The organism is Kitasatospora sp. NPDC056651 (assembly GCF_042792155.1).
Classification (GTDB): Bacteria; Actinomycetota; Actinomycetes; order Streptomycetales; family Streptomycetaceae; genus Kitasatospora.
This window is the reverse complement of the sequence record NZ_JBHTWX010000009.1, coordinates 34624-57058: the sequence shown is the minus strand read 5'-3', so window position 1 is coordinate 57058 and position 22435 is coordinate 34624. Positions and strand designations below refer to the sequence as shown.

Here is a 22435-nt window from a genome sequence, read left to right as displayed (position 1 = left end):
CTCGGCGCTTGGGCGGCTGCCACGGGGGCGGCGGTGGCACTGTCATGGCTCGGTGTGCACGCGGTGCTGACCGGCGCCGCGTTCGAGCAGCCCACGGCGATTCCCCTGCCCTCCGCGAAGGCTGACGACCCGCCGCATTCGGCGACGCCCACCCCGGAACAGCACTCCGCCGCACAGTCCACGTCCCCTTCCCCGACCACCACCCCGACCACCACGACCACCACGACCACCGGCGCCCCGCACGGCCCGGCTCCGGCGAGCACCGCCACGCCGCCCGGCCGCCGGCCCGCGCCCACCACCCCGCCCGCCGCCGCCACCGCGACGAGCGCGGTGAAGAGCTATCCGGTCCCGGGAGGCAAGGTCGCACTGGACCTCAGGGACGACCGGGCCGCCCTGGTCTCCGCCACCCCGGACCCGGGCTGGCAGATGAAGGTGTGGAACCTCGAAGGGTGGCTGCGGGTCGACTTCGTCCGGGGCGACGAGGCCAACTCGGTCATCGCCTCCTGGAACGGCCACCCGCCGATCGTGGAGACGGTGGTCCGCTGAGGCGCGTCCGGCGCCCCGTCAGACCCCCCGGCAGGGCACGTACCCCGGCAGGTACGGCCCCGCGTACCCCGCCCGGTCCACCAGCGTGTGCCTGGTCCCGCCCGGCACCCCGATGGTGGCCAGCACCACCGAGCCGTAGTCGTCCCGCACCTCGTGCGGCTCGGCCAGCGACAGCGCGCCGCGGTCCACCGCGTAGTCGTAGGCGTAGTAGGCGTCCGGCACGCTCACCGCGAGGTCCAGCACCCCGTCGCCGTGGCGGTCCAGATACGCGGTCAGCTCCCGGCCGCGCGGGCCGGTGGCCCGCACCGGGGAGGTGAGCACGATCCGGGTGCCCGGCGCGACGAGCACGTACGAGAGCGCCTCCGGGTCGCCCGTCTCCGGCCCGGCGTACGCGGTGCAGCGCAGCCCGAGGGCGGCGCAGTAGCGGCGGGCCGCCTTCGCGGCGTCGGCGACCGCGAAGACCACCGCGTCCGCGCGGCCCGTCGGCAGCGGCCCGGCCTGCGCCGGGTCCGGTAAGGAGCCGGTCCCGAACAGCGCGGGTTCGGCGGCGGTTTCGGTCATGACTGCCCTCCCGGTCGGCGTACGAACCGTCCTTGGCCGCCCCCGGCACCGGGGGTGGGGTCCTGCACACGGGGGTGTGGCTGGAGGGTGGCGCCGGACCGACTTACGCGCAACTGTTCCGTTTCCTCCTGGTCAAACTGCGCCCCGGAACGGAAGAATCTGGCCCGCAGCTGTACAGAATGCCCACCACAGGACGGTTCTCCGATGCCCCCCGGTCACTCCCCGAGCTCCCCCGAGTCGCCCGGCTCCGCCACCCCACAGGGCGCTCCCGCCACCCCGGCGGGAAGCACCAACGACGCCATCGACACCCTCGACGGCCGGCTGATCCGGCTGCTCGCCGAGGAGCCCCGGATCGGCGTGCTGGAGTGCTCGCGCCGGCTCCAGGTCGCCCGGGGCACCGTGCAGGCCCGGCTGGACCGGCTCCAGGCCAAGGGCGTGATCGGCGGTTTCGGCCCGGAGGTGGACCCGGCGGCGATCGGCTACCCGGTGACGGCCTTCGCCACCCTGGAGATCTCCCAGGGCCAGGGCTCGGACGTGCGGGCGCACCTGGCGAGCGTGCCGGAGGTGCTGGAACTGCACACCATCACCGGGATCGGGGACATGCTGGTGCGGATCGTGGCCCGTTCCAACGCCGATCTGCAACGGGTGATCGACCGGGTGCTGGGCTTCGACGGGATCGTCCGCTCGTCCACCGCGATCGTCCTGGAGAACCCGGTTCCGTACCGGATCCTGCCGCTGATCGACCAAGCCGCCGCCGAGTAGGAGGGTCCGTGCGACGCCACGCGCCGATTTGGCACAGCCATGAGGCACCGTGGGACGCAAGATTTATGTATGAACGTTCTACAATTCCTCGCGCCGCCCACCCGTCGACTCAAACCCGTGGCAGCCGTGACCTCCCCCGGGTCGGCTCCCGTATGACCGGCACCGTCGCGGCCGACGGTACCGCCCCCACCCTCATCGCCTCCGCCCAGCGCGCCCTGCGCCTGCTGGAGGCGGCCGCCCACCACCCCAGGGGCGCCACCGCCAAGCAGCTCGCCCGGGACACCGACCTCGCCCTGGGCACCGCCTACCACCTGCTGCGCACCCTGGTGCACGACCACTACCTGGAACGCCGCGACGGCGTCTACCTGACCGGCCCCGCGGTCGCCGGGCTGATCCGGCACGACGGCCCGGCGAGCGGCCGGACCCGGCTCCGGATGCTGCTGGGCGCGCTCGCCGACGAGCTCTCCGCCGCCGTCTACTTCACCTGGTACCGGCACGGCGAGGTGGAGCTGGTCGAAGCCGCCGCGGCCCCCGGCGCGCCGCTGATCGACCGCCACCGCTTCCGGTCCGGCGCGCACGCCACCGCGGCCGGCAAGACCCTGCTGGCCCTGATGACCGCCGAGGAGCGCCGCGACCACCTGGCCCGCCACCCGATGGTGCCGCTCACCCCGTACACCCTGCTGGACCCTGCGCACCTGCCGCTGCTGCCGCGCCAGGGCCCGCGGCGGGCCGTCCCGATCACCCAGTTCCAGGAGTACCAGCTCGGCACTGCGGGCGCGGCGGTGCCGATCGTCGCGGGCAACGGCATCGGTGCGATCTCGGTGTCGCTGCCGATGGCCCAGGCGCACCGGCTGGCCGGGATCGCCGCCCAGCTGCGCACCCGGCTGGGCGACGACTTCGCCACGATGGCCTTCGGGATCTGACCCACCGATCCGACCCACCGGGGGCCGCCACGGCCCCCGGGGTCCCGGCCCACCCGCCCGCGGCGGACGGCAGGGTCGGCAGGAGGTCGGCAGGAGGTCAGCAGGAGGGGACGTCGCCGCCGTTCCGGATCGCCTCCAGCGCGGAGACCGCCTCGCCGAGGGTGCCGACCGGCACCAGCCGCAGCGACTTCGGCGTGTTCACCTTGGCGTCCGCGCACTCGTCCTTGGGCAGCAGGAACACCGTCGCGCCGTCCCGGGCGGCCGCCTGCGTCTTCAGCGGGACGCCGCCGACCGGGCCCACGGTGCCGTCCTTGTCGATGGTGCCGGTGCCGGCGACGGTGAGCCCGCCGGTGAGGTCGCCGCCCTTGCCGTCACCGGCCAGCTTGTCGACGATGCCCAGGGCCAGCATCTGGCCCGCGCTCGGGCCGCCGACCGCGCCCAGGTCGACCTTGACCTTCACCTGGTCCGGCGACAGGCGGAGGAAGTTCAGCGCGGCCGCGGTGGCGGAGTCCTGGGACTCGGCCATCTGCTGCGCGGTCGCCTCGTCGGCCTTCACCGGGTTGGTCTCCGGGTAGACCGTCTCGGTCGGGCGCACCGCCTCCTTCGGGTCGAACCACGCCCGCAGCGAACGCCAGAAGGTGTTCTTCTGCCCCGCGTTGGTCGCCGTGATGGTGACCATCCGCAGCTCGCCCTCGGTGGTGCGCAGCGGCGCCCCGGTGATGGTGAGCACCGGCCTCTCCTCGTACGAGCCCAGGGTGTCCGCGGTCAGGCCCGGCCAGGTGATGGTGTACGGCAGCGGGACGAAGGCGGCCACGCCGAACAGCGCGGCGACCAGCACGCCGCACAGCGTGAGCGCGCGGGTCCGCGGGGAGGTCAGGGCCTTGGGCAGCTTGGTGTCGGACACAAGGGGAATCCAAACACACCCGACGCCGTGCGCGGGCGTTACCTCAGGGCGTCGGCCACCTCGGTGGCCGCCTCCACCACCCGGGGGCCGACCCGCTCGGGCACCATGCCGTTCAGCATCACCACGCCGACGCTGCCCTCGATGCCGCTCAGCCCGAGCAGCGCGGCGGCGGCCCCGCTCGCCCCGGACTGCTCCTCCGCGCGGGTGATGACGAACCCCTGTTCGGGCCTGCGCTGGCTGGGGAAGGTGCGCGCCTCCAGGATCGCCCGGCCGGCGGCGCTCTCGCCGAGCGGGTGGCGCAGACCGGTCCGGTACGCGACGTGGAAGTCGGTCCAGCTCGGTTCGACCACGGCGACGGCCAGCGCCTCGTTGCCGTCCACCAGGGTCAGGTGGGCGGTGGCCCCGAGGTCCTCGGCCAGGCTGCGCAGGGCGGGCAGCGCGGCCTCGCGCAGCAGCGGGTGCACCCGGTGCGCCAGCCGCAGCACGCCCAGGCCCACCCGGGCGCGCCCGCCGATGTCGCGGCGGACCAGCCCGTGCTGCTCCAGGGTGGCCAGCAGCCGGTAGACCACGGTCCGGTTGACGGCCAGCCGGGCGGCCAGCTCGGTGACGGTGAGCCCCCGCTCGGAGTCGGCGAGGAGCTTGAGGACCCGGACGCCACGGTCCAGGGTCTGGGAGGTCTCGGCAGTCACGACGGGCAATCCTTTCCGCGGCGCTCGCGGGGCGGGCGGCGCCGTTCCAAGGTCGGTGTCGCGCGCAGGCAAAGGTGGCCGCGCTTCGGGCCGCGCGGTGTCTTCCTTGACCCGCACGCACGGTCCTGCGGCGCCGTCCCGCGGGGGTTGCCCGGCGGAAGAGCGTGGGGGAAAAGTAGTGAAGGAAATGACGCGGCGGAAGTGGTTGTCCAAAATTCGGGCGTGATCAACTTCAACACCGTCCCGGATTCGGGACAAACCCCCGCGATTCGCCGGGTGTGTCAGGGGGTGGGCGCGCCCCCGGTCCGCAGTCCGGACGCACCGGAGCGGGCGGGGCGGCACCGTCGGCCGGAGCACCGCCCCGCCCGCTCCCCGGTCCGCTACTTCGCCCACTCCCGGATCTTCGCGATCCGCGCCTTGAGCTGGTTCGCGGTGGCCTGCGCGGTGAGCGGCCCGCCGCACTGGCGGCGCAGCTCGTTGTGGATGGTGCCGTGCGGCTGGCTGGTGCGGTGGTGCCAGGCGGCCACCAGCGCGTTCAGCTCCTTGCGCAGCTCCCGCAGCTCCTGGTGGGTGACGACCGGGCGCTGCTCGGCCGGCAGCTCCAGCAGGTCGGCCTCCTCGGCGGGCTTGGTCTTGCTGCGCTGGATCTGCCGGTGCTGGCGCTTCTGGAGCAGCATCTGCACCTGGTCCGGCTCCAGCAGGCCCGGGATGCCGAGGTAGTCGTCCTCCTCCTCGCTCCCCGGGTGGGCCTGCATGCCGAATTCCATGGCGTTGTACAGCACCCGGTCGAAGACCGCGTCGGAGCCCAGCGCCTCGTACGAGAACTCCTCGCCGCCCGCGCCGTCCGGCCCGTCGTTGGCCCGCTCGGCCTCGGCGAGCAGCCGGTCCTCCTCGTCGAAGAGGCCGTCGCCCTCCTTCTTGGGCCGGTCCAGCACGTGGTCGCGCTGGAGCTCCATCTCGTTGGCGAAGCCCAGCAGCAGCGGGATGGTCGGCAGGAACACCGAGGCGGTCTCGCCGCGCTTGCGGGCGCGCACGAAGCGGCCGACGGCCTGGGCGAAGAACAGCGGGGTGGAGATCGAGGTCGCGTAGACGCCGACGCAGAGCCGGGGGACGTCGACGCCCTCGGACACCATGCGGACGGCGACCATCCAGCGCGAGGTCCCCTCCGCGAAGTCGGAGATCCGCTTGGACGCCTCGGTCTCGTCCGAGAGCACCAGGGTGACCTTCTCGCCGCTGATCTCGCGCAGCATCTTGGCGTAGGCGCGGGCCACGTTCTGGTCGGTGGCGATGACCAGCCCGCCGGCGTCCGGGATCGCCTTGCGGACCTCGGTGAGGCGCCGGTCGGCGGCCTGGAGCACGGCCGGGATCCACTCGCCCTGCGGGGAGAGGGCGGTGCGCCAGGCCTGGGCGATCAGGTCCTTGGTCATCGGCTCGCCGAGCCGGGCCTCCAGCTCGTCGCCGGACTTGGTGCGCCAGCGCATGTTGCCGCTGTAGCTGAGGAAGATCACCGGGCGGACGACGTGGTCGGAGAGGGCGTGCCCGTAGCCGTAGGTGTAGTCGGCCACCGACTTGCGGATGCCGTCGCCGCCCGCCTCGTATGCCACGAAGGGGATCGGGTTGGTGTCCGAGCGGAACGGCGTACCGGTCAGCGCCAGCCGGCGGGTGGCCGGCTCGAAGGCCTCGAAGCAGGCCTCGCCCCACGACTTCGAGTCACCGGCGTGGTGGATCTCGTCCATGATCACGAGGGTCTTGCGGGCCTCGGTCCGGTTGCGGTGCAGCATCGGGTTCACCCCGACGCCCGCGTAGGTGACCACGATGCCGTGGTACTCCCGGGACAGCGGCCCGGAGGAGTACGCCGGGTCCAGCTTGATGCCGATCCGCGCGGCGGCCTCGGCCCACTGCTTCTTCAGGTGCTCGGTCGGCGCGACCACGGTCACCTGCTGCACCAGGTGGTTGTGCAGCAGGTACGAGGCCAGGGTGAGCGCGAAGGTGGTCTTGCCGGCGCCCGGGGTGGCGACCGCGAGGAAGTCGCGCGGCTGGGTCTCGATGTACTTGTCCAGCGCACCCTGCTGCCAGGCCCGCAGCTTGCCCGCGGTGCCCCAGGGGGCGCGGCCGGGGAAGGCCGGCGAGAGGTGGTGCGAACCGGCGGGTGCGGCGTGGCCGGCGGATCGGGCGGGCGCCTGCGGCTCCGACACGTCGGAGAACAGCGGCATCGAGGAGGCGGCGGCAGTACTCACGGTCTCCGAGGGGGATCATCGCAGGTCAGAGGCAGTTTGGCGGCCTCGCCCCGCGGTCGGGCGGCAATCGGACAACCCGCCCAGCGTACCGGTCCGGCGCCGATCGGGCCTCCAGGCGAGGCTCCGCGCCTGGCCCGCGCGGCCGGAAATCGATGTGACCCGGCTCACAGGAAATTCCTCGTGGAACCGTGTAAGCACCACCCGCCACAGGACTCTCACCAGAGTGAGGCCGCACCACCCCCCATGCCGAAGCGCGGCCCCGCACCGAACCGAAGGGACCTGCCATGCGCACCGTCGAAGAGACCGTTCAGGCCCGCCTGATCCTCTCCCCCCACCGCTCCGTCCGGCTGCGGGTGGTCATGTCCTACCTCGCGGAGGACCCGCTGGCCGTCCGGATGAGCTTCCCCGCCGAGTTCTCGCTGGACGACACCGCCGAGGGCCGCGGCGCCGAGGACATCGTCTGGATATTCGCGCGCCAGCTGCTCACCTGCGGCATCGAGGTGCCGTCGGGCGTCGGCGACGTCCACGTCCGGCCCGCGCTCGGCCGCCGCACCATGATCGAGCTGCGCGCCCCGGAGGGCACCGCGCTGCTCCAGTTCGACACCGCCGACCTGCGCCGCTTCCTGTGGCGCAGCCGGCTGGTCGTCCCCGAGGGCGAGGAGTACCAGCACCTGGACGCCGACCGCGCGCTCGCCGAGCTGCTCGGCTGACGCGCGGCGCGGCGGCACAGGACCGCGGCGGCACGGGGCACGACGACACCGTGGCGCGGCGGCACCGAGGCGCACGGCCACCCGGGACCGGGGCCCGGGGGGACCGATGCCCGCCGCTCAGCCGGAGAGCCTGCGCATCAGCCGGACGCCCTGCGCCGCCGTCAGGTGTGGCAGGTACGCCTTGCCGATCGCCCTGGTGATGCCGGGCAGCGCGGCCGGGTCGGGGTACGCCATGTACATCGGCCGGTACTCCGGCTGGAACTTCGCCTTGAACGCCAGCAGCGAGCGGAAGCCGTACACCGGCTCCAGCACCCTGCCCATCCAGTCCAGCATCCGCTGCAGCCCGGTGGGCTCCTCGTCCTGCCCGGTGCGGGCCAGCGGCGCGCCCGACAGGGACAGGAACCGCGCGCCCTCCTCCTTGAAGCCGAGCGCGGCCGAGGCGATCAGGAACTCGCTGACACCGCGGAAGCCGTCCGAGCGCCGGCGCATGAAGTCCAGCGTCCAGCCGACCGGCACGCCGTCCTCGTACACCGGCATCCAGCTGGTCAGCCCGTGCACCACCCGCTGCTCGTCGACCGCGACCAGCACCCGCACGTCCGGGTCGTCCAGCTCCTCCAGCCCGCCGAGCGTGAAGCCCATCTCCGGCAGGCCCTTCTCGGAGACCCACTCCTCGGAGATCGCCCGGATCTGCTCCCGCAGCGCGAGCGGCGCCTCCTGGTACGCCCACCACTCGGCGGAGATGCCCTGCTTGCCGGCCTTGTTGAGCGCGGTGCGGATGTCCTGCCACTTGCGGCCGGTGAAGGCCAGCTCGGGCAGCGGCACCACGGTGTCCTCGGCGACCTGCACCGAGCGCCAGCCCAGCTGCGCGGCGGCCTCCCTGGTCTCGCCGCAGACGCTGTAGAAGCACGGCGTCCAGCCGCGCGCGTCGCAGTACCGGGCGAAGCCGGCCACCGCCCGGGCCCGGTCCTCCGGCGCGCCGAACGGGTCGCCGGTGGTCAGCGCGACGGTGCCGACCACCCGGTAGGCGACGGCCGCCCGGCCCCGCTCGTCGAACCAGTAGTGGTTGCCGTCCCAGGTGGCGATGAACGACAGCGTCCCGCCGCCGTGCTCGGTCAGCAGCGCCCGCGCCCGCCGGGCCGCGGCCGCGTCGGTCTGCAGCACCGGACGGCGGAAGACCGACAGCAGCACGGCCAGCGCGGTCACCCAGAACGCCAGCCCGCAGTACGTCTCCAGGAGGCGCGCCACCGGCCCGACCGCGATCGGGTAGTCCGGCAGCAGATCGTTGTAGGCGGGCGGCAGGAACTGGGCCGGCAGCCCGGCGACCAGCCCGCGGGCGGTCGCCCCCGGCTCGAACTCCCCGGCCACCAGCCGCCCGAGCCCCACGTACGCGGCCGCCGAGGCGAGCGCCGCGCCGCCCGGCACCAGGGCCAGCCGGCGCACCGAGCGGCCGGACAGCCGCAGCCGGAACCGGTTGCGGGTGGCCACCAGCAGACCGGTGGTCAGCAGCGGCAGCAGCAGCGCCTCGACGAAGTACTGCACCACGTCCCGGCTGACCGGCCCGGCGTCCAGGTACAGCCAGCACAGCAGCGCCGCCCAGAGCAGTTCGGTGGCCATCGTGACCAGCCAGGCGAACCGCAGCCCCCGACGCAGCCCCTCGGCGAGCACCAGCAGCAGCGCCGGGAACAGCGCGGCCATCATCCGGCCGGGGGTGTCGAAGATCCGGACGACGGCGTGCGCGCGGGCGCAGTCGTGCGCCGACACCGCGCAGAAGTCGGCCACCTCCTCCGGGCTGAGCCGGTGCGAGAGGTACAGCTCGGAGAAGGTGTTGAACGGCCCGCTGGCGTTGTCGTACAGCGAGGCGATCAGCGGCCCGAAGGCGGCGGCGACCAGGCAGAGCGCCACCAGCACCCGGGTCTCGGAGTGCGAGGAGCGGTGGCTGCGCAGGTGCGGACGGCCCCGGCTGACCAGCGCGCCCAGGGCGAGCCCGGCCAGCGCGCCGGCGCACCGCTGGACGCTCTGCAGGTGGCCCACGTACAGCGTCATCACCAGCGGGACGAGCAGCACCAGCAGGTGCAGCCGGCGCCGCCAGAGCACGGTCAGCCGGTACCCGAGCACCCCGGCCAGCGCGAAGGCGCCGACGGCGGGGCCGACCGAGACCTGGTCGGCCACCGAGGCGGTCCACTGCTCCCCCGCCGAGGAGCCGGCCGCGACCAGCGCGGTGCCCAGCAGGGTGCCGACGACCTGCCCGCCGACCAGCACCGCGAGGGTGCGCGGCCGCCCGAGCCGGTGCTCGGCGGCCGGGCCGACCAGGAGCAGCAGCAGGCTGGTGAACACGTACGAGCCGGTGCCCGAGCACCAGAACAGCGAGCTGACCGGCGTCCACCAGTGGCCCTCCGCCAGCGTGGGCAGGCCGGTCCCGGCCCGGTCCAGCAGCCGCCCGGGCGGGCCGTGGCGCAGGCTGCCGGTGGCCGCGCCGAGCAGCCAGAGGCCGGCCAGCAGGGCGAGCGTCAGCGGTGCCGAGCGCAGCCGGGAGCCGAGCGCCCGGGCGGCCCGCCGCACCCGCTGCGGGCGCGGCTCCGGCGTCCGGGTGACCGGGGCGCGGTCGGTGCCGCGCTCGGTCGCCCGCTCCGCCTCCGGCCCGGCCCCGCGCTGCTCGCCGACGGTGACCATCGCGGTCCCCGCCCCGGTCACCGGGCGAGCCCGGTCTGCTGGGCGAGCCACGGGATCTGCTGGGCGATGCCGGGGCGGAAGACGACCCAGCCGTGGCCGCCCGGCATCAGCTCGAACTTGGACTTCATCCCGGCCGCCTGCACGGCCTGGTAGACCTTCTCCATCTGCGGTCTGAACTCCTCGTCGGTCTCGCCGACGACCAACGCGACGTTGGTGTCCGGGAACTTCCTGCGGGCCATCACCTGAAGCGGATCGACCGCGTCGAACTTCTTCTCGTCACCACCGAACGCGGCCTTGACGGTCTGTTCCCGGCTGCCCAGGGTCGGTTCGTCCTGCCCGGACATGTCGAGCACGGTGCCGTACACGTCGGGCGCGTTGACGCCGAGCTGGAGCGCGCAGGTGCCGCCCATCGAGGCGCCGCCGATGCCCCAGGCGCCCCGGCCGGTCGCGGTCTGGAGATTCTGGTGGATCCAGTTGGGGACGTCCACCGCCAGGTAGGTCTGGGTCTTGGCGATCTTCGAGTCGAGGCAGAGCGTGTTGGCCCAGGTGGAGCCGAGCTGATCGGGCATCACCACGATCGGCGCGAGGCCGCCGTGGTCCGCGGCGTAGTCGTCCAGCGCCTCGTTGATCTGCGCGGAGAGCACCCAGTCCCCCGGGATGCCGGGCTGACCGGAGATCATCACGACCACCGGGAGGAGCGGCCGCGGGGTGGCCTGGTAGGCGGGCGGGAGGTAGACGTACGCGTCGCGGGCCCGGAAGCCCGACTTGGTGCCGGGGATCGGCACCACCGAGACGGTGCCCTTCTCGGGCAGGTCCGCCGGGGGCTTCCAGACCTCCTCCAGCACCTTGCCGGGCGGGGCGGACACGGTCTGGCCGACCCTGGTGGCGACCAGCCCGTCGGTCCTGGTCAGCCACGGCGCCAGCATCACGCGCCCGCTCGGGAACTGACCGAAGCCGATGTTGACCTCGGAGGCGGCCATCAGCAGCACCAGGGAACTCAGGCCGAGCGCGATCGCCCGCCGCCGCCAGGCGAGCCGGCGCATCCGGTAGCCGGCCAGGCAGAACCCGAGCAGGGCGACGGCTATCCACCGGGTGACGTACCCGGGCGTGCCCTCCGGGAAGGGGTGCCACCAGCCGTCGACCGCGACGTCCAGGAGCAGGCTGAGCACGGCCGCGGTGAGCAGCGCGGCGGGCAGCCGCAGCCGCCACCAGCTCCGGCCGCGGCCGACGGCGAGCGCGAACAGCGCCACCCAGCCGGCCGCCAGCACGGCGTGCGGGATGAGGCCCTCGGTGAGCGGCCAGTCGATCGGGTTCCAGCGGGAGGCAAGGGTCAACGTGGTCATGCGGCTGTGCCCGGAGGGGTGGTGTCGGCCAGGAATCCGTAGGCGACGACGTTGCCCTCGTAACCGTGTTCCTCGCTGTAGGCGCCGCCACAGGTGATCACCCGCAGCTGCGCGTCGGCGGCCTGACGGTAGACCCGGTCGTCCGGGAAGTCCTTTCGGTCGTGCACTTCGATGGCGTACAGCTGGTAGACGGCGGTGGCGCCGTCCGCCCGGGCGATCTCGATCCGGTCCCCGCGGTGGAGCGCGCCCAGGTGGTAGAAGACCGCGGGGCCGGCCTTGTTGTCGACGTGTCCGGCCAGGATCGCGGTGCCGCGCTGGCCGGGGCTGGCCCCGCCGCGGTACCAGCCCGCCAGGTTCCGGTCCGCCTCGGGCGGTGTCTGGAGCCGGCCGTCGGGGTCCAGTCCGAGCGCGGTGACCGGGGCGTCCAGCCGGACCGCCGGGATGCGGATCCGGGTCGGCGCGGACGGGCCCAGCGGCGGGACGACCGAGACCGGGGTGATTCCGGCCTGGGCCTGGCCGGCGTCCGGGGCGGGCGGCAGCACCGACGGACCGCCGCGCAACAGCCAGGCGCCGAGCACCAGCGCGGCCCCCGCCGCCAGGGTGCCCGGCCAGGGGCTCCTGCTCTGCTGGACGCCCACGGGCGCTCCCCTCTGCCGATGGAATCCCGCTTTCTGGGAGTTTCCTGGGAACAATTCAACCGGATCGGACTGTAAGGCACGTCCATACGACGGTCGTATCGGCACCCCCCGATCGGCAGGGTCGACGGCGTTTTCCCCCCACCGCGTGCGCGTCCGGTCGCGGAGTGCGACGGCCGGTCCCTGCGGAGGACCGCGGGGGGACCATGCCCGACCTGAGCTATTCGACGGTCCGGCGGGCCCGTTCGGTTGCGTCCTGCGGCGAGGTCGTTCGCCCGAGTCGCGGGCCACGTCGTCGGTCGCGTCGTCGGTCGGGCCGCCGGTCGGGCCGTCGGTTGCGTCGTTCGGGGGGATCGCCTCCGGCGCGCGCTGCGCCTCTCCTGCGGTCCCCTCCCCCGTGCCATGCTGACCCGGTCGCGGACGCCGCCACCCACGCGCCCGACCGGACGTCACCGTCCCGCACGCCGCACGCCGCACACCACCCGCCGCACGCCGCCCCACGAACGGAGTGACCATGGACGCCCTCTCCCGCCGCACCCTGCTGGCGGCCGGCGCCGCCACCGCCGCCACCCTGGCGGCCGGCTGCGGCAGCAACCACGCCACCGACGGGCAGCGGGCGACCGGCGCCGCCGCCGTGCCGCCCACCGGCGTGGCCGACGGGCAGGACGGCACCCCCACCCCGGCGCCCCCGGTCCCCAAGCCGGAGGCCGTCCTGATCGGTGACGGCTCCACCTCGGACACCGGCTCCCAGCCGAACCAGCCGGTCCCCGAGCGGCTGCGGCCCGGCCAGCGCCCGCCGCAGTTCGTGGTCTTCTCCTGGGACGGCGCCGGCGAGCTCGACAACGGCCTGTTCGCCCGCTTCCGCCGGCTGGCCCAGGAGCACGACGCGAAGATGACCTTCTTCCTCAGCGGCCTCTACCTGCTGCCCGAGTCCAAGAAGGACCTCTACCGCCCGCCGCAGCACAAGGCCGGCGCCTCCGACATCGGGTACCTGAGCGACCAGCACATCCACGACACCCTGGAGAACGTGCACGCGGCCTGGCTGGAGGGCCACGAGATCGGGACCCACTTCAACGGCCACTTCTGCGGTTCCACCGGCGTCTCCAGGTGGTCCCCGGAGGAGTGGGACAGCGAGATCCAGCAGGCGATGGACTTCGTGACGAACTGGCGCACCAACACCGGCTTCACCGACCTGCCGGCGCTGCCCTTCGACTACCGCAAGGAGCTGATCGGCAGCCGCACCCCCTGCCTGGAGGGCCAGCGCAACCTGCTGCCCACCGCGGTCAGGCGCGGCTGGCGCTACGACAGCAGCGGCAACGGCACCCAGGTGTGGCCGCAGAAGATCCAGGGCGGCGCGCTGTGGGACCTCCCGCTGCAGTCCATCCCGTTCCCCGGGCACACCTTCCAGGTGCTCTCGATGGACTACAACATCATGTACAACCAGTGCGGCCCCAACACCAAGGCCGACCCGGCGCTCTACCCGGGCTTCCAGACCCAGGCGCGGGACTCCTACCTGATGGGCTTCGACCGCACCTACAACGGCAACCGGGCGCCGTACGTCATCGGCAACCACTTCGAGGAGTGGAACGGCGGCATCTACATGAACGCCGTCGAGGACGTCCTGCGGACCATCGCGGGCAAGCCGGAGGTCCGGCTGGTCTCCTTCCGGCAGCTGGTCGACTGGCTGGACGCCCAGGACCCGGCGGTGCTGCGCAAGCTCCAGGGCCTCGGCCCGGGCCAGGCCCCGGAGGGCGGCTGGGAGTCGTTCCTCGGCGTCCCGGCGGGGGCCGGAGCCCCCGCCGCCGGCTGACCGTCAGGCCCGGGCGCGGACCCGGCCGGAGAACAGCGCCCCGACCAGGGTCACCCCGATGCTGGTCAGGAACACCACCGCGAAGGCGCCGGGCGACCCGGCGCCTTCCGCCGTGTCGTGGAGGGCCGCCACCGAGCCGCCGCCGAGCGCCGCGAACAGCACCCCGGCCAGCCCGGTGAGCAGCACGTTGCCCAGCGCGTCGCTCAGCTGGAGCGCGGCCGAGTTGGCGCCGGCGTCCTCCGGCCCGGAGAGCTTCATCATCAGCACGCTGACGCTCGCGATGGTCAGCCCCATCCCGAGGCCGCCGATGCCCCAGGCCACCGCGGCCACCCAGGCCGGCACCGCCGGGACGAGCACCAGCGCGGCGCCGCCGACCGCGACCGCGGTCAGCACGAAGCCGCCACGGATCATCGGCACCCGGTAGCGCTCGGCCCCCGGCCGTCCCTGGAGCCAGGAGCCCAGCGCCCAGGTGAGGCCGCCGCTGGTCAGGGTGAGCCCGGCCAGCGTCGGCGAGAGGCCGCGCTGGCTGGTCATCATCAGCGGGATGAACACCTCGGCGGAGAAGAACGCCCCCGCCGCCACGCCGCGCAGCAGGATCACCGCCGGCAGTCCGCGCGCCGCGCGCAGCGTCCCGGCGGGCAGCAGCCCGAGGACGGCCGGCACCAGCAGCGCCACCCCGGCCGCCCCGGGGACCAGCCCGATCAGGTCGAGGCGCTGGCCCGCGTACTGGACCAGTCCGGCGCCGGCCGCCGCCATCGCGGCCAGCCGGGTGCGGCGGCCGTCGAACCGCCCGACCTTGGCCACCGGGTGCTCGCGCTCCGAGCGGGCCAGCGCCGGGCCCATCACGGCCAGCGGCAGCAGGATCAGCGCCGGCACGGCCAGGAACACCCAGCGCCAGCCGAGGTGCTGGGTGACGGCCCCGGCGACCAGCGGGCCGACGATCGAGGGCAGCACCCAGGCCGAGGAGAAGGCGGCGAACACGGCCGGCCGCAGCCGCTCCGGATAGGCCCGGCCGACCACCACGTACAGCGCGACGATCACCAGTCCGCCGCCCAGGCCCTGGATCGACCGGCCGCCCACGAACACCCACATCCCGGGAGCCGTCCCGGCCACCACCAGGCCGACGCCGAACACCGCGATGCCGGTGAACAGCGGCTGCATCGGGCCGCGCCGGTCGCACCACTGGCCGGAGACGACCAGGGCGAACAGCGTGCTGGTGAAGTAGCCGGAGAAGGCGAAGGCGTACAGCGGGACGCCGTGCAGTTCGCGGGCCGCCGTGGGCATCGCGGTGTTGACGGCCGTCGCCTCGAAGGCGATCACCAGGACCACCGAGACGATCCCCAGGGTCAGCGCGCGGAATCGGCCGCCGAGCACCCCGCCGCCGGGGTCGTCGTCGAGGGGTATCGGCACGGGGTCGACCGAGGTGGGGGAGGCAGTGGTCATACGGAACATCGTAAGAGCCGTCCGCGCCGTTGACTCCTGACCCCGGTCGGTGGACGACTCGGTCGAAGGGCCTAGGACGGGCGCGCCCCTCGACACGATCGGCACCCGTCCCGCGGCGCCCCTGGTGTCAGTGCAGCACCTTGAGGCCCACCACGCCGGAGACGATCAGCAGCAGGCAGGCGATCCGGGCCGCGGTCGCCGCGTCCCCCAGGGCCACCATGCCGTAGACCGCGGTGCCGACCGCGCCGATGCCGACCCAGACGGCATAGCCGGTGCCGATCGGAATGGTGCGCATCGCGTACGCCAGACCGCCCATGCTGAACAGCAGTGCGACGCCGAAGACGAGGCTGGGAACGAGACGGGTGAAGCCCTTGGACGATTCCAGGGCGACCGCCCAGACGGTCTCCAGAAGACCCGAGACGATCAGAACGAGCCAGGCCATGACGGTGGTACCTCCGCAGTCCACAGCGGCCGGATTGCCGCTGAACTGCGCCGTCTTGTCGTCACCGGGTACGACGCGCTCGTCCGGAGTGGCGGAAATGGAGCCACCTACTGCCGACGGTAGCACACATTGCCACACAGAATTTACACAACGGCATTGACCCCGCCCCCGGGGATCGGCCACCATGAATTCACTGGCCGTGTGCCCGAGTGGTTGAGGGAACCGTCTGCAAAGCGGTACACGCGGGTTCGATTCCCGCCATGGCCTCGATGGGAAAAGGAATTGCCGGCCGACCCGGAAAAGTCGGCCGGCAATTCCTTTCCGTCGTTTTCCGGAAGGCCCGGTCAGGCCGTGACGGCATCCTCCGCCCGGATCGGCAGCCGGCCCACCGGCAGCCCGGTGGCGGCGCGCACGGCCGCGGCGACGGCCGCCGGGGCGACCACCGCGGGCACGGCGCCGACCGCCTTCGCGCCGAACGGGGCCACCACGTCGCGCTCCTCCAGCAGCGCGGCGATCCGCACCTCCGGGGTGTCCAGCGAGGTCGGCAGCCGGTAGCCGGTGAGCGAGGGGTTGCGCAGCACCCCGCCCTCGGTGCGCAGGTCCTCCAGCAGCGCCAGGCCCACGCCCTGGGCCACCCCGGCCTCGATCCGGTCCTCGATCTGCCGCGGGTTCAGCGCCCGGCCGACGTCCTGGGCGACCGTCATCTCGACCACCCGCACCGCGCCCAGCTCGATGTCCACGTCCACCACCGCGCGCATCGCGCAGAACGAGATGGAGACGAAGGCGTCGCCCTGGCCGGACTCGTCCAGCGGCTCGGTGGGGTGCGGGCGGCACTGCGCGGTGGCCCACAGCTCCTTGCCCTCCAGCGCCTCGGCGACCGGCATGCCGAGCACCCCGTCGTACGAGGTGATCTTTCCGTCGGAGATCTGGAGCAGCTCCACCGACATCCCGAAGTTCGCCGCGATCGGCTGCAGCAGCTGGTGGCGGACCATCAGCGCGGCCCGCTCGACGGCCCCGCCGGAGACCCAGGTGTGCCGGCCCCGGGCGGACGGCCCGGCGATCGACTGGTCGCTGTCGGCCGGCGCGATGTAGACCTCGCTGACGCCCAGCACGGTCTGCACGATCTGCCGGGCCAGCGTGGCGAAGCCCTGCCCGGCGTCGACCGCCGCGCAGATGACCGTGGCGTGGTCCCCGCTGACCCGCACCGTCGCGGTGGAGACCTCGTCCTCGCCCTCGGCGCCCAGCATGTGCACCATGCCGACGGCGTAGCCGATGCCGCGCCGCACCGCCGCTGGGTCGCCCGCGCCGCCGGGCCCGCCGGGCAGCAGCCACTCGGCGTCCGGGTCGTCCACCGGCAGGGCCGGCAGCGGCTCGGCGGCGACCGCGTCCAGCAGGGCGCGCACCGGCGCCGGGCAGGTGACGGCCTGTCCGGTGGGCAGCGGATCGCCGGTCGACATCGCGTTGCGGCGGCGGATCTCCACCGGGTCCACGCCGATCCGGGCGGCCAGCTGGTCGAGCTGCGACTCGTACGCGAAGCAGGCCTGCAGCGCGCCCTCGCCGCGCATCCGGCCGGCCGGCGGGTTGTTGGTGCGCACCGCCCACGCGTCCACGAAGACGTTCGGGCAGACGTACGGGCCGGCCGAGAAGGCCGTCGCGGCGGCCAGCGCCTCGGCGGAGACGTCCGCGTAGGCGCCGCCGTCCAGCAGGATCTGCGCCTCGACCTTCACCAGGGTGCCCTCGGCGTCGGAGTGGTGGCGGTAGCGCAGCAGCGCGGGGTGGCGCGAGGTGTGGGTGTGGAAGGACTCCTCGCGGGTGAGGGTCATCTTCACCGGGCGGCCGGTGCGCAGTGCCAGCAGCGCCAGGGTGACCTGGAAGGAGATGTCCTCGCGGTCGGTGGTGGCGCCCGGCACGCCGGTGGCCACCAGCCGGACCCGGTCCGGCTCCAGGCCGAGGCAGGCGGCGGTGCGGTCGCGGTCGCCGTGCGGGTCGGTGGAGGACAGGTGCAGTTCGACGCCGCCGTCCGGGCGCGGCACGGCCAGCCCGGCCTCGGCGCCCAGCGGGGCCGGGTCCTGCCGGCCGACCTGGTAGAGGCCCTCGACGACGATCTCGCCGACCGCGTCCGGGTCCCCGGTGCGCAGCGGCAGGTGGCGGAACAGGTTGCCGTCCGGGTGCAGCGGCGGCGCGGTGAAGGCCTGCTCGGGGTCGGTGACGGCCTCCAGCGGCTCGTAGTCGACCGAGATCAGACCGACCGCCAGCCGGGCGGTGTCCGGGTGGTCGGCGGCCACCGCCGCGATCGGCTCGCCGTGGTGGCGCACCACGCCGGCGGCCAGCACCGGCCGGTCGGCGACGATCGGTCCGGCCGGGGCGCCGTCGGGGGCGCCGTCCGGGCCGGGCGGCAGGTCGGCGGCGGTGACCACGGCGTGCACGCCGGGCAGCGCCAGCGCGGCCGAGGTGTCGATGCCGCGGATCCGGGCGTGCGGGTGCGGCGAGCGCAGCACCGCGCCCCACAGCAGCCCCTCGGCCCAGAGGTCGGCCGCGTACGGGTAGATGCCGAGCGCCTTGGGCAGCGCGTCGCCGCGCAGCGGGGAGCTGCCCAGGCCGGTCGGCTCCGGCGCGTCGCCCTCGCCGCCGTCCTGCTGGAGTGCTGCGCCGATGTCGGTAGGCGACGTCATGATGCGTGGTCGTCCTCGGGGAGCCGGATGCCGTGGGCGGGGGTGGCCCCGTACGGGACGCCGGCCGGGGCGCCGCCCTCGGCCGGGGCACCGTGCGGGTGCGGGGCGGCGTACGGGGTGCCGTGCGGGGGCGTGCCGTCGAAGGCCGCCTCGGGCAGCGGGGTGCCGTGCGCGGGGGTGGCCTGGTAGACCGGGGTGCCGTGCGCGGGGGTGGCCTGGTAGACCGGGGCGTCGTACCCGGTGTCGTAGCCGTTCTGCTGCTGGTGGCCGTCCGGGTAGGGCAGGTAGGTGCCGTGCGCGGGGGTGGCCTGGTACGGCTGCTCGGGGTAGCCCTGCGGCGGGTAGTACACCTGGTCGTCGACGGCCTGGGCGGGGATCGCGTCCCGGATCGGGGCCAGCACGGTGGTGTCGTACACGCCGGAGTCGTAGCCGCCGTGGGGGTCGCCGTAGGGCGGCCCGGCCGCCGCGGGACCGACGCCCTGGGGCCCGGCGGCGGGCTGCTGGACTGGTTGCTGGAGGGCGTGCTGGACGGCGTGCTGCTGCGGCACGTGCTCGATCCAGTCCCCGGTGTCGGCGTAGACCGGCGGCTCGACGGCCTGCCCGGGCTCGGCGGGCACCTCGGCGAGCGGCACCTCGACCGCCGGCGGCTCCGCGAGCGGCTGGGCCTGCGCCGGGGCGGCGGCCTCGGCGGCAGCCTGCGCGGCAGCGGCCTCCTCCGCCTCCTCGGCCTCCAGCGCGCGGGCGTCCGCGACGCTCTGGACGGCGGCCAGCACGCCCCGGTAGCCGGTGCACCGGCAGAGGTTGCCGCAGAGCGCCTGGCGGGCCTCGACCTCGGTGGGCCGGTGGTTGCGCTGGAGCAGGTCGTGCACCGCCATCGCCATGCCGGGGGTGCAGTAGCCGCACTGGACGGCACCGGAGGCGGCCAGCGCCTGCTGGACGTCGCTCGCGCCGCCGGCGGCCGACAGGCCCTCGACGGTGTTGATCTCGCTGTCGGCGGCCAGCGCGGCGGGCACCAGGCAGCCGGCCACCAGCTGGCCGTCCACCTGCACCGAGCAGGCCCCGCACTCGCCCTGCTCGCAGCCGTCCTTGGCGCCGGCCAGGCCGAGCCGCTCGCGCAGCACGTAGAGCAGGCTCTCGCCGATCCAGGCGTCGGTGACGGGCCGTTCGAAACCGTTGACCCGCAGCGTGTACGAGGCGCACGGGCGCAGCTCGCGGCTGACCTGCGGGGAGAGGCCGAGCGGGTCGGCGTCGAGGGTCTCGATGGGGTCTGTGGTCACTTCAGCACCCTTCCCAGCGCCCGTCGGGCCAGCACCGATACGGTACGCCGCAACCGGACGGCGGCCGCGGTCGGCCCCTCGGTCACGGCTTCCCAGGCGCCCTCGGCGCCGTAGTTGTCGGGGACGCAGGCGGTGGCCACGTACTCGCCGAAGGCGGCGGCCGCGACCGGGTCGATCTCCCGGCTGCCGTCCCAGTCGATGCAGCCGGCCACCCAGGCCTCGGCCTCCAGCGGGCGCAGCGGCACCGGCGCGACGGCACCGACGGCGCAGCGCACCGAGCGCCGGGCCGGGTCGAGGACGAGGGCGACGGAGGCGGTGGCGCGGGCCGGGCCGCTGCGGCCGGTGGCCTTGAGGAAGACCTGCGGGGCGTGCAGCAGCGGGACGCGCACCCAGGTGAGCAGCTCGCCGGGGCGCACCGGGTCGAGTCCGGTGAGCAGGTGACCGACCGGCACCTCGCGGCTGCCCCCGGCCCTCGTGAGGGTGACGGCGGCCTCCAGCGCGGTGAGCACCGGGAGGGTGTCGCCGGCCGGCGCGGCGGTGACGATGTTTCCGCCGAGGGTGCCGACGTTGCGGACCTGCGGCGGGCCGGCGGTCCGGGCGGCGTCGGCGAGGGCGGGGATGAGCGCGGCGAAGTCGGGTCTGTCCATCCGGGCGTGGGTGAGTCCGGCGCCGAGCACGGCGGTGCCGCCGTCCTCGTAGCGCCAGCCGCGCAGTTCGGTGATCCGGCCGAGGCCGACCAGGGCGGCGGGGCGCAGCCGTCCGGCGTTGACGGCTTCCATCAGGTCGGTGGCTCCGGCCACCGGTACCGCGGCCGGGGCGGCGGCCAGCGCGTCGACGGCCTCGTCGAGGGAGGCCGGCAGCATGATCGTCCGGTTCACCTGGGTCCCACCGTGCTCCACTTGCTCATCGATCGCCTGCCGCCCGCACGGCCTTCGGCCGTACTGTCCTGCGTCAGCAGCCCGGCCTGGCCCGTAGGGTACGGGCGATCGGGCCGGGTTGGGCAACTCTGGCACACAATGCTCGATGATCATTTCGGGACCGGTGAACGGGACTGCCCGATTGGGACCGATACCGGGCGGTATCCGCCCCGGCCCGCTCCGGGCCAGGGCAGATGTTCATCAGTTCTTGACGTCGGATGACCGCTCAGAAGTTCCCGGTGAGTACGACCAACACACCGGTCAGCGGACCGGCGGCGCCCCCTCGATCGGGCGGCCGAGCACCCCGGGCCGGCGCTGCCACGGGTGCGGACCGTCGGCCGGGCGGTACTCGACGCCGAGCGCGTCCAGCGCCCTCAGGTGCGTCGTCAGCCGCCGCTCGAAGCCGGCGAAGTCCCGCTCGGCCGGCTCGGCGGGCAGCTCGGACCAGGCGACCTCGGCGAAGGCGACCAGCCGGGGGAAGGCCCGGTAGTCGATGTCCCGGGCGCTGTCCATGAACTCGCTCCACAGGTTCGCCTGGGTGCCGATCACGTGCCGGGCGGCGGCCTCGTCCAGCTGCTTCGGGACCGGCTCGAACCGGTAGACGTCCTCCAGGGTGCGCACGAAGCCGACCGGGATCGGCTCGTCCGGGCCGTCCGCCTGCCGGTGGTCGAAGTAGACGTGCTGCTCGGGGCACATCACCACGTCGTGCCCGGCCTTCGCGGCGGCGATCCCGCCGCCGAAGCCGCGCCAGGAGGAGACCGCGGCACCCGGCGCCAGGCCGCCCTCCAGGATCTCGTCCCAGCCGATCAGCCGGCGGCCGCGCTCGGCCAGCCAGCGGTCGAAGTGCCGGATGAGGTGGCTCTGCAGCTCGTCCTCGTTGGCCAGGCCCAGCTCGCGGATCCGGGCCTGGGCGGCGGCGCTGTCCTTCCACTGCTCCTTGGGGCACTCGTCTCCGCCGAGGTGGACGAACTCGGACGGGAAGAGTTCCAGGACCTCCTCCAGCACGCCCTCGAAGAAGCGCAGGGTCTCCTCGGAGGCGTTGAGCACGTTGTGGCTCACCCCCCAGTCGGTCCAGACCCCGAGCGCGGAGGTGTCCACCACGTCGGTGTTGCCCAGCTCGGGGTAGGCGGCGACGGCGGCCTGGGTGTGGCCGGGCAGGTCGATCTCCGGGACGACGGTGACCCCGCGCGCGGCCGCGTAGGCGACGATCTCGCGCAGGTCCTCCTGGGTGTAGTACCCGCCGTGCGGGCGGTCGTCGCGGCGCTGCCCGGCCCGGTAGCCGACCATCGAGCGGTCCCGCCAGGAGCCGCGCTCGGTCAGCCGCGGGTAGCGCTTGATCTCCACCCGCCAGCCCTGGTCGTCGGTCAGGTGCAGGTGCAGCACGTTGAGCTTGTGCGCGGCCAGCAGGTCGACGAAGCGCAGCACGTCCGACTTGGGCAGGAAGTGCCGGGCCACGTCGAGCAGCGCGCCGCGCCAGCCGAACCGGGGGGCGTCCTCGATGTCGACGCCGGGCAGCACCCAGCCGTCGTGGCGCAGCGGCGAGCGCCGGTAGGCGTCCGGCCCGAGCAGCTGGCGCAGGGTCTGCGCGCCCCACAGCGCCCCGGCCGGGCCGCCCGCGGCGATCAGGGCGTGGCCGGGGCGCACCGTGATCCGGTACGCCTCGGCGGCCAGCGTCCCGTCCTGGACCAGCTCGATGCCGCCGCCCGGCCGGCCGGGGCCGAGCGGCAGCCCGGTGGCCGAGGACAGGGTGGACCGCAGCCAGCGCTCGGCGTCGGCCAGCGCGGGGGATGCGGTCAGCGTGGTGGCGGCGTCGAGCGGGCAGTCCTCGTCCGGGCGGCGGACGGCACTCGAAGGTGCGGGAATGAGGTCCATTCCGACATCCTGCCCACGCCCT

The 22435-nt window shown here is 74.3% G+C and carries 18 protein-coding genes, 1 tRNA gene and 1 riboswitch; of the genes, 6 read left to right on the top strand and 13 right to left on the bottom strand.

The window, feature by feature from the left end; genetic code table 11:
* Nucleotides 1-33 precede the first annotated feature (33 nt).
* Nucleotides 34-546 (top strand): hypothetical protein, encoded by a 513-nt coding sequence (locus tag ACFRAR_RS06305; RefSeq protein WP_380695346.1) that lies wholly within the window; start codon nt 34-36, stop codon nt 544-546.
* Between the two features lie 18 nt (nt 547-564).
* Here ACFRAR_RS06305 and ACFRAR_RS06300 read toward each other — a convergent pair whose 3' ends face one another.
* Complete coding sequence (locus tag ACFRAR_RS06300; protein ID WP_380695344.1) at nt 565-1107, bottom strand: VOC family protein; 543 nt, start codon at nt 1105-1107, stop codon at nt 565-567.
* 204 nt (nt 1108-1311) lie between these two features.
* On the opposite strand from ACFRAR_RS06300, the gene ACFRAR_RS06295 reads away from it, so the two are divergent.
* Both ACFRAR_RS06295 and ACFRAR_RS06290 read left to right on the top strand, forming a co-directional pair.
* The gene (locus ACFRAR_RS06295) at nt 1312-1869 is read left to right on the top strand and encodes an Lrp/AsnC family transcriptional regulator (protein ID WP_380695342.1); all 558 of its coding nucleotides are present in this window, start codon (nt 1312-1314) and stop codon (nt 1867-1869) included.
* A gap of 152 nt (nt 1870-2021) precedes the next feature.
* Entirely contained in the window at nt 2022-2792 is a 771-nt protein-coding gene (locus ACFRAR_RS06290; protein ID WP_380695340.1) for an IclR family transcriptional regulator, read from the top strand.
* Between the two features lie 97 nt (nt 2793-2889).
* On the opposite strand, the gene ACFRAR_RS06285 is transcribed toward ACFRAR_RS06290, so the two are convergent.
* The 3 genes from ACFRAR_RS06285 to ACFRAR_RS06275 all read right to left on the bottom strand — a co-directional run bounded on the left by ACFRAR_RS06285 (nt 2890) and on the right by ACFRAR_RS06275 (nt 6598).
* A complete protein-coding gene (locus ACFRAR_RS06285) occupies nt 2890-3696 on the bottom strand; it encodes a S16 family serine protease (RefSeq protein WP_380695338.1) in 807 nt (268 codons plus the stop codon).
* A 38-nt stretch (nt 3697-3734) separates the two neighbouring features.
* Nucleotides 3735-4385, bottom strand: coding sequence for an IclR family transcriptional regulator (locus tag ACFRAR_RS06280; RefSeq protein WP_380695336.1), 651 nt, complete (start codon nt 4383-4385; stop codon nt 3735-3737).
* A 380-nt stretch (nt 4386-4765) separates the two neighbouring features.
* Nucleotides 4766-6598, bottom strand: coding sequence for a DEAD/DEAH box helicase (locus ACFRAR_RS06275; RefSeq protein ID WP_380695470.1), 1833 nt, complete (start codon nt 6596-6598; stop codon nt 4766-4768).
* Nucleotides 6599-6906: 308 nt separating this feature from the next.
* Between ACFRAR_RS06275 and ACFRAR_RS06270 the strand changes: the two genes are divergently transcribed.
* Nucleotides 6907-7332, top strand: a complete 426-nt coding sequence (locus ACFRAR_RS06270) for an SsgA family sporulation/cell division regulator (protein WP_380695334.1) — start codon at nt 6907-6909, stop codon at nt 7330-7332.
* A gap of 117 nt (nt 7333-7449) precedes the next feature.
* Here ACFRAR_RS06270 and ACFRAR_RS06265 read toward each other — a convergent pair whose 3' ends face one another.
* From ACFRAR_RS06265 to ACFRAR_RS06255, 3 genes are read right to left on the bottom strand one after another with little or no spacing between them, the layout of a single operon-like run.
* Nucleotides 7450-10023, bottom strand: a complete 2574-nt coding sequence (locus ACFRAR_RS06265; RefSeq protein WP_380695332.1) for a bifunctional lysylphosphatidylglycerol flippase/synthetase MprF — start codon at nt 10021-10023, stop codon at nt 7450-7452.
* A complete protein-coding gene (locus tag ACFRAR_RS06260) occupies nt 10020-11345 on the bottom strand; it encodes an alpha/beta hydrolase (protein WP_380695330.1) in 1326 nt (441 codons plus the stop codon). The genes ACFRAR_RS06265 and ACFRAR_RS06260 overlap by 4 nt, the downstream gene beginning before the upstream one ends.
* Nucleotides 11342-11983 carry a class F sortase gene (locus ACFRAR_RS06255; protein WP_380695328.1) on the bottom strand — a complete coding sequence of 214 codons (642 nt, stop codon included), beginning with the start codon at nt 11981-11983 and terminating at the stop codon, nt 11342-11344. The genes ACFRAR_RS06260 and ACFRAR_RS06255 overlap by 4 nt, the downstream gene beginning before the upstream one ends.
* Before the next feature lie 511 nt (nt 11984-12494).
* Between ACFRAR_RS06255 and ACFRAR_RS06250 the strand changes: the two genes are divergently transcribed.
* Nucleotides 12495-13790 carry a hypothetical protein gene (locus ACFRAR_RS06250; RefSeq protein ID WP_380695326.1) on the top strand — a complete coding sequence of 432 codons (1296 nt, stop codon included), beginning with the start codon at nt 12495-12497 and terminating at the stop codon, nt 13788-13790.
* A gap of 3 nt (nt 13791-13793) precedes the next feature.
* Here ACFRAR_RS06250 and ACFRAR_RS06245 read toward each other — a convergent pair whose 3' ends face one another.
* Together ACFRAR_RS06245 and ACFRAR_RS06240 are read right to left on the bottom strand one after the other, a co-directional pair.
* Nucleotides 13794-15233: an MFS transporter gene (locus ACFRAR_RS06245; protein ID WP_380695324.1), complete on the bottom strand. Its 1440-nt coding sequence runs from the start codon at nt 15231-15233 to the stop codon at nt 13794-13796.
* Nucleotides 15234-15360: 127 nt separating this feature from the next.
* Nucleotides 15361-15675 carry a DMT family transporter gene (locus ACFRAR_RS06240; protein ID WP_380695322.1) on the bottom strand — a complete coding sequence of 105 codons (315 nt, stop codon included), beginning with the start codon at nt 15673-15675 and terminating at the stop codon, nt 15361-15363.
* A 44-nt stretch (nt 15676-15719) separates the two neighbouring features.
* Nucleotides 15720-15786, bottom strand: a riboswitch (guanidine-III (ykkC-III) riboswitch).
* Nucleotides 15787-15870: 84 nt separating this feature from the next.
* Here ACFRAR_RS06240 and ACFRAR_RS06235 point away from each other — a divergent pair.
* Nucleotides 15871-15942 (top strand) — tRNA-Cys (locus tag ACFRAR_RS06235).
* A gap of 77 nt (nt 15943-16019) precedes the next feature.
* Here ACFRAR_RS06235 and ACFRAR_RS06230 read toward each other — a convergent pair.
* From ACFRAR_RS06230 to ACFRAR_RS06215, 4 genes are all read right to left on the bottom strand, one after another.
* Nucleotides 16020-18347 carry a xanthine dehydrogenase family protein molybdopterin-binding subunit gene (locus tag ACFRAR_RS06230; RefSeq protein ID WP_380695320.1) on the bottom strand — a complete coding sequence of 776 codons (2328 nt, stop codon included), beginning with the start codon at nt 18345-18347 and terminating at the stop codon, nt 16020-16022.
* Nucleotides 18344-19624 carry a 2Fe-2S iron-sulfur cluster-binding protein gene (locus ACFRAR_RS06225; RefSeq protein ID WP_380695318.1) on the bottom strand — a complete coding sequence of 427 codons (1281 nt, stop codon included), beginning with the start codon at nt 19622-19624 and terminating at the stop codon, nt 18344-18346. The genes ACFRAR_RS06230 and ACFRAR_RS06225 overlap by 4 nt, the downstream gene beginning before the upstream one ends.
* Nucleotides 19621-20487, bottom strand: a complete 867-nt coding sequence (locus ACFRAR_RS06220; protein WP_380695468.1) for an FAD binding domain-containing protein — start codon at nt 20485-20487, stop codon at nt 19621-19623. Before ACFRAR_RS06220 ends, ACFRAR_RS06225 begins: the two co-directional genes overlap by 4 nt.
* Before the next feature lie 315 nt (nt 20488-20802).
* A complete protein-coding gene (locus ACFRAR_RS06215; protein WP_380695316.1) occupies nt 20803-22413 on the bottom strand; it encodes a beta-N-acetylhexosaminidase in 1611 nt (536 codons plus the stop codon).
* Nucleotides 22414-22435 lie beyond the last annotated feature (22 nt).